This is a genomic window from Chrysiogenia bacterium, assembly GCA_020434085.1.
In the GTDB taxonomy this organism is placed as follows: domain Bacteria; phylum JAGRBM01; class JAGRBM01; order JAGRBM01; family JAGRBM01; genus JAGRBM01.
The window spans coordinates 1-4,761 of sequence record JAGRBM010000559.1; the positions used below are offsets into that span (position 1 = coordinate 1).

4 protein-coding genes are annotated in these 4,761 nt (G+C 61.2%); all 4 read right to left on the reverse strand.

The features are described from left to right. A partial coding sequence (cutA, locus tag KDH09_18465) for a divalent cation tolerance protein CutA (protein MCB0221687.1) occupies positions 1-146 on the reverse strand: 146 nt, incomplete at its 3' end. 197 nt (positions 147-343) lie between these two features. After that, positions 344-964 (reverse strand): ABC transporter substrate-binding protein, encoded by a 621-nt coding sequence (locus tag KDH09_18470; GenBank protein MCB0221688.1) that lies wholly within the window; start codon positions 962-964, stop codon positions 344-346. 479 nt (positions 965-1,443) lie between these two features. Further along, positions 1,444-3,072, reverse strand: coding sequence for a GTPase HflX (hflX, locus tag KDH09_18475; GenBank protein ID MCB0221689.1), 1,629 nt, complete (start codon positions 3,070-3,072; stop codon positions 1,444-1,446). Positions 3,073-3,169: 97 nt separating this feature from the next. Continuing rightward, the coding region (locus KDH09_18480; protein ID MCB0221690.1) for a diadenylate cyclase at positions 3,170-4,761 on the reverse strand (1,592 nt) is incomplete at its 5' end.

Consider the following 4,761-nt stretch of genomic DNA (forward strand, 5'->3'; position numbering starts at 1 on the left):
CACTGGTAGACCGAGGTTGCGCCGGGCAGGCGGCTCACGCAGGCGGCCAGCCCCTCGACAACGAGCGCGTGGGCGATCTCGCGGGCGCTCTCTTCGGAGTCGGTGGTGCTCAGGGCCACGCAGGCCTCGGTGGGTGAGATGTCCATTGGTTCAATCTCCTCAAGTCAGCCTGTCATTCTGAGCGAAGCGAAGAATCGGCTGGAGCCGGCTGGGACGCGATTCTTCGCTGCGTTCAGAATGACAGCTTAGCGGAACTCCGCGCGGGAGAAAGGCCGCCCAGCGGCCAAAAACAAAACCGCCGCGCGGTGCGCGGCGGTTGGAATGAATGCGTTGGAGATGCGGCTCAGTGCTGGGTGCTGGCCAGGCGGCGCTTCATCTGGGAGAGCAGGCCGTCGAAGGAGCGCTCGCGGATGACCTTGTTGAACTGGAGCCGGTAGTTGTTGAGGAGCGAGACCTCGTCGATGATCAGGTCGTAGATCATCCAGCCCGAGCGGGGGTTCTCGTAGAGGCGGAACTCCACCTCGACCTCGTCGCCGGGGATGGTGTTGGGGGTCGCCAGCAGGGTGGGGAGCTCGGCTTCGCCGCCCTGGACCTTGGCTTCTTCAACCTCGACGCTGTACTGCTTATTGGGCTTGATCTTGTCGAGCAGCGAGATCTCGACGAGCTGCTTCAAAGTGCCGGTGAATTCATTGCGCTGGGCGGTGGTGAGCTTGTCCCAGTGGCTTGCGAGCGAGCGGCGCGCCAGCTCCACGAAATCGAAGGCGTTGGAGACTTCCTCGGCCACGATTTCCTTCTTCTTGGGCTCGGGCAGCGCCGGGTCGGAGAGGACCTTCTTTACGCGCGCCTCGCGTGCTTCCATCGTGCCGCGCGGGTCGCCCTTGGCCTGGGCCGCCGAGGCGACCACGAGCAGAGCAAGCGCCACGAGCGCGGAGGTGAGGATCTGATACAGTGATTTGCCCGCCATCATGAGAGATTTGCGTCCTTCGCGTTACAACCGGGTGTAATTCTCGCGCCTCTGGCCAATTATTCAGAGTGCGCAGCATTCTACGCAACTTCCTCGCCAGATCAACGATTTTCTTGGGATTCTTTCTAAGTGACCGAAATCACATGGAAAAAGTGTGATTTAAGTCCCCCCGCGATTCCCGGAGTCCCCCGCCAGGGGCAGCCAGGTGTAAACCGGAGGTGACAGTGGGGGGCTTGGGGTGTGACGTCAGGTTGACGGTATGAAGAGGAACTCCGATTTCCCCTCTCCCTCTGGGAGAGGGAAGAGCGCGGCGCCAGCCGTGTTCGGGAGAGGGTTTCGTGGACCGATTCGCCGCCCGGGCAGCCCCCCTCTGTCCTTTCCTTCGACTTCGCTCAGGACAGGCTCCCATCTCCCCCGCCGCCCTTCGACAGGCTCAGGCCAGGCGGGGGAGAGCAACGGGGTGGCGCGTTCCGCGCGCCTTAGAGCCAGAACTCGTCGACGCGCGCTTCCTCGGCGGCGCGGCGGGCCTCGCGGGCCCCCCGGGCGCGGATCTCGGAGATCTCGGCGGCCAGCGCTTCGCGCAGTTTATCGAGGCCCTCGCCGGTGCCTGCCGATACGAGCAGCCCGGGCCAGGGGGCCTCGCGGGATTCTTCGCTGAGCAGATCGGCCTTGTTGAAGACCGTGAGCATGGGAACATCGCCCAGCTCGAGTTCCCCCAGAATCTTGAGCACCGCCTGGCGCTGCTCGGGCCACACGGGGCTCGAGGCGTCGACCACGTGCAAGAGCAGGTCGGCGTCGCGCAGCTCTTCCAAAGTCGCGCGGAAGGCCTCGACCAGTTCCTCGGGCAACTCGCGGATGAAGCCCACCGTGTCGGAGGCCAGCACCTCGGCGGGCGTGTCGGGGAAGCGCCCCTCAAAATCTCCAAGGAACATGCGCCGCGTGGTGGGATCGAGCGTCGCAAACAATTGGTTGGCCGCCAGCGCCCCGCCGCGGGTCAGCGCATTAAAGAGCGTGCTCTTGCCGGCGTTGGTATAGCCCACCAGCGACACCAGCGGCTCGTCGTTGCGGCCGCGCGCCTTGCGGCCGAGCTGGCGGCGCTCGCCGAGCTTGCGCAGCTCGCGCTCTAAACGCGAGACCCGCTCGCGCGCGCGGCGGCGGTCGATCTCGAGCTTGCTCTCGCCCGGGCCCTGTCCGCCGATGCCGCCGGCAAGGCGCGAGAGCGCGGGGTTGCGGCCCACGAGCCGCGGCATCCGGTAGCGAAGCTGCGCCAGCTCCACCTGCAGCTTTCCATCCTTGCTGCGCGCGTGCTGGGCGAAGATGTCCAGAATGAGTTGCGTCCGGTCAATGACCCGCAGCTCCGTGGCCTCGCCCAGGTTCTTGACCTGCACCGGCGAGAGAGAGCGGTCGAAGATGATGAGGTTCGCCCCGCGGTGGAGCGCCTGGATGGAGAGCTCGTCGATGCGCCCGCGCCCGATCAGCGTCGCGGCGTCGGGGCGGCGAAGGCGGATGAGCTCGCTGCCCACCACGGCCACCCCTGCCGTCTCGGCCAGCGCCACGAGCTCGGCCTGCCGGGCCTCTGCCTCCGCGCGAGAGCGCGTGGCCAGCGTCACCAGCACGGCTCTTTCTTTGGAGCGCTGCTCCTCTTCGGGGATGAGCTGATCGGCCTGATCCGAAAGCGCGCGCTCGAGCTCTTTGACCCGCGTGTCGAAGTCCCCCTCGACGTCCTGCCAGGGGACGAGTCCCGTTCTTTGAATCTTGCCGCCGGCGGCCGTGTCCGAGACATCGTGCGCGGGCGCCGCGATCTGCGCGACCTCGATCTCGTCCGGAGACCCGCCATCTGTGATGGTGAGCGCCCCGATGGCATCGAGGCGCAGCAGCGCCAGGTCGGAGAGGTCGTCTGGATCGAGCCCGTCGCCGGCTGGGTGGGAGTGGATGAAACGGAAACCCGCCAGGCGCGCCGCCGCCACCCTCGTGCGCGAGCGATCGAACTCCGGCAGCGTGATGCGGTGCGGGCTCCCCACGCTCACCCCGCGCACCTTCCCCCGCCGATCGAGCAGCACGCCGATCTGGCGCCCGGTATCGGCCGTAATCTCGGCCAGCGAACGCAAGAGTTCGGGCCCGGCCAGCGCCGAGGGATGCGTCTTTCGCCGATAGAGGTATTCAAGCGCCTTGATCTGCGCCGGGGACAGGCCCGACTTGTTGCCTTCAATGCGGGAAATGGCTGGCTCCAGTCCTGCCCCGTTGGGGGCGGGTGTTTCTAGGATAGCCAGTCTGCTGGGGAGGGGGTAGGGGGGGGACTCGTCTGGTCGTCGTCAACGAAGTAACTGCTATCCATATCTGGATCAACGCAAAATTTATCGGAGACGACATCATCGACGGCGCAGTATCTTTTTCGTTCATGATTCTATCTAGCGCTGAATTGACACGGTCACATTGATCTTGATTTAGGTAGAATGAGTGCTCTTCCAGCCACATCTGGGGTCCGTGGCAATTTGAGCGTGTCGACTCCTCGAGCGTTTGAATCATTTTCTCAAGTTTCGATCTTTCTATTCGCTGACGCCACTGTGGAATCATGTCGACGGTATGATCATCGGAGCCCACAATGGCTAGGCGACCATTGGATGCTCCGCCGACGTATCTAACGGCCGAATTAAATCGAGCTCCGCGCGCCGGAGTGCAATTACGGTTTGCCAATCCATCTAGAATGACGCCGACGGCATGACAAGTGCCCTGCGGGTCGAGAAGGATCGCCCCATCAATGCTACTTACTCGCCGCAGCAGGCTTTCGTTCATAGATGCAGGCTCTATGCGACTGCCCTGGTTGCTTAGCCGGATTGCTTCGGTTTCAGCATCATCTGCGATTACGATCACGCAGCCGTGGTTAAGCCCTGCAGCCTCGATCACAAGTTTCCAAATGTGAGCGGCATTCGCTTCATTGCTACTAGAAAATATTCGTAAGTAATTTTCGAAGAATTGCTCTTTTTGCAAAAAAGGCTTTGGTAGCGTAGGTCGCCCAAACCTACTTTGAAGCAGGATTTGTTGATTGCACAAGAGGTCCCATTTGTAATGACCACGAAACACTATTTCGAACGTATTTTCGTCTTGGGCATTGTGTGAAGAGTCCAGTCGCCCCAATCCATAAATTCGCTCGCAATCAGCAATCAACCACATATCGCTTGATGCCATTTGGAGTAGTTTGCGCACCCATCGTTCATCGCTGAACGATACGGGCTGTTCGAGTTTGAGATCATACGTCAAGCTGCTGTTGCCCAGTGCAACGAGTAATAGGTGCCCATTCCCTTCTTTGCCTTCATAGTTCAATGCGGATATCGCATTGAAGCGTTCAAAGAGATCATAGTGAAATGTCTGGACGCCTGCGGCTAGACCCGGGACATGCATGAAACTCGAAGCGGCCGCACTCAATATCTCTTCGGGAGATTTCATGCTTTGGTTGGAGAGGCCGCGTCCGGGATCAGGCTGCGCAAGCGCGAATGTCGCAGTTTTTGCGATTTCTTTTAGTGTGCGCATCAAAAAATGGGATTCTACCGATTGGTCCTGAAACGTGACATCTTTCTTCAGCCCCGGGTAGTCTTCTAACGTTGCTTTAGGCAGCTGGATGACGGGGCATACGTAAAATTCGCCAATCGGGTAGGCAGTGCCGCAGACTGAAATGACGTCGCTGGCGTCGTCAAACGATTGAAGGGACTTCAAGATCGCGCGCGATACGGAGTCTCGCCTAATCATTTCTGGCTTGTCTTGAGTCGTTTGTGCGTCCGTGTAGAATACTGATTGCAGCG

Bases quoted from the DNA above. Each gene is read 5' to 3' on its own strand.
- KDH09_18470 (MCB0221688.1), bottom strand. From the start codon at position 964: ATGGCGGGCAAATCACTGTATCAGATCCTCACCTCCGCGCTCGTGGCG.